The sequence below is a fragment of the Cellulosimicrobium cellulans genome (assembly GCF_001722485.1).
Classification (GTDB): domain Bacteria; phylum Actinomycetota; class Actinomycetes; order Actinomycetales; family Cellulomonadaceae; genus Cellulosimicrobium; species Cellulosimicrobium cellulans_A.
On sequence record NZ_LWGL01000293.1, the window covers coordinates 1 to 2,044 of the forward strand.

Here is a 2,044-nt window from a genome sequence, read left to right on the forward strand (position 1 = left end):
TGCCGGCCGTCGGCGCGTCCGCGCTCGTCGCGGAGCGGGCAGGCTGGGGACTCCTCGGGTTCTCCGGCACGTACCTCGCGCTCACCGTGCCGCACATGCTCTACGCGGGCTTCGGCGCGGCGCTCGTCGCCGGGACGGTCGCCGCGCTCGCGCGGCGCAGCGACCGCCCGGACCCGCTCGCCGTCGCCGGGGCAGGGGGCGTCCCCGCCGGCACGGCGCTCGTGCTCGTCGGCTACTTCGTGGGCGACGTCGCCGAGCTCGTCGGTGCCGTGGTGCTCGCGCTCGCGCTGTGGGCGACCGCGTGGGCCACGCTGCGGTCGCTCGTGCGGGACGGCACGGCGCCACCCGTCGTGCCGCCCGCCGCGCGCACGCTGCTCGCCGTGGGCGCCGTCACCGTCACCGCGTCGATGGTCCTCGCGGTGTGGTGGGCGCTGGGCGAGGCGACGGACCTGCCGCACCCCGGCCTGGACGTCATGGCGGCGACGCACGGCGTCGCGAACGCCCTCGGCTTCGTGCTGTGCTCGCTGCTCGCGGCACGGCTGCTCGAGCGCCGCGCGCCGGACCGCGCGCAGGCGTCCCTGGTGCGCGCGCGGCACGGTGGCGCGCCGCCCCGACGAGAGGAGACCGCATGACCTTCACCTACCCCGAGGTCGGGGCGACGCGCGCCGGCGAGCGGCCGGACGGCTACCGGCACCTGACGGTGCGGCACCGCCTGTCGCGCCACGCCCACCCGGTCGAGGACCTCGTGTGGCTCGGCGAGCAGCTCCTCACCTGGCGGGTGCACGCCGCCGCGCGCGTGCGGCTCGAGACGGGCGCGACCGCCGCCGCGCCGGGCGTGCCCGTGACGACGCTCCTCGGCGTCGGACCGGTGGTCCTGCGGGAGGTGTGCGAGGTCGTCTGGGTCGAGCGCAGCCCCGACCGGGTCGCGTTCGCGTACGGCACGCTGCCGGGGCACGCGTTCGTGGGGGAGGAGATGTTCGCCGTCGAGCGCGACGCGGCGGGGGACCTGTGGTGGCGCATCGAGGTGTTCAGCCGCCCGGTGCTGTGGTGGCTGCGGCCGGTCTCGTGGGCCCTGCCGACGTTCCAGCGGCTGTTCGCGCACCACCTCGGCCGCGGCGCCGAGCGGCTCCTGCGGCGGCGTACCGCCTGACCGGAGGAGTTTGCACGCAGGGTGTACGAAGTGCGCCAGAATGAGGACATGGCCGACCCCCGAGCCCCGCGCACCGAGCCCGCCGACGCCCGGGCGGACGCGCCCCGCGTCCTCGCCGGCCGCGTCGTGACGCCCACCGCCGTGCTCGACGACGGGGTCGTCGTGCTCGACGGCGACCGCATCGCGTGGGTCGGTCCGCGCGCCGACGCCGCCGGGGCCGGGTACGCCGACGTCGGCCCGGCCGGGACCAGCACGATGCTCCCCGGGCTGGTGGACCTGCACGACCACGGCGGCGGGGGAGCGAGCTTCCCCGGCGCCACGACTCCCGACGAGGCGCGCGTCGCCGCGCACGAGCACCTGCGCCACGGCACGACGAGCCTCGTCGCCTCGCTCGTCACCGCCCCGCCGGACGTGCTGCTCGCACGCACGGCGACCCTCGCCTCGCTCGCGGACGCCGGGGAGCTCGCCGGGATCCACCTCGAAGGGCCCTTCCTGGCCGCGGCGCGCTGCGGCGCGCAGAACCCGCACGACATGCTCGACGGCGACCCCGACCTCGTCCGCGCCGTGGCGACCGCCGCCCGCGGCCACCTGCGCACCATGACGGTCGCGCCCGAGGTCCCGGGCGTCGTCGGGCGCGGCGGCGTGCTCGAGGCGCTCGCGGACGCCGGCGCCGTGCCCTCGATCGGGCACACCGACGCCAGCGCGGAGCAGACCGAGGCCGCGATCGCCGCGGGGCTGGCCGCGATGGCGGCGGCAGGACGGCCCGGGGCGCGGCTGACCGCCACGCACCTGTTCAACGGGATGCGCCCGCTGCACCACCGCGACCCGGGGCCGGTCGCCGCGTGCCTCGCCGCGGCGGCGCGCGGCGAGATGGTCGTCGAGCTCGTCGCGGAC

Annotated in this window: 3 protein-coding genes; all 3 read left to right on the plus strand. The window is 78.2% G+C overall.

Annotated elements, in window-relative coordinates; genetic code table 11:
- A partial coding sequence (locus tag JZ5iCDA_RS17125) for a YndJ family transporter (protein WP_171905427.1) occupies positions 1-632 on the plus strand: 632 nt, incomplete at its 5' end.
- Positions 629-1,150, plus strand: coding sequence for a DUF1990 family protein (locus tag JZ5iCDA_RS17130; RefSeq protein WP_069388203.1), 522 nt, complete (start codon positions 629-631; stop codon positions 1,148-1,150). The genes JZ5iCDA_RS17125 and JZ5iCDA_RS17130, both read left to right, overlap by 4 nt.
- A gap of 48 nt (positions 1,151-1,198) precedes the next feature.
- Positions 1,199-2,044 (plus strand): amidohydrolase family protein (locus tag JZ5iCDA_RS17135; protein WP_139123216.1); only part of this gene is annotated, 846 nt, incomplete at its 3' end.

Coding starts and splice junctions, on each gene's coding strand:
- JZ5iCDA_RS17130 (WP_069388203.1), top strand. CDS start 629: ATGACCTTCACCTACCCCGAGGTCGGGGCGACGCGCGCCGGCGAGCGG.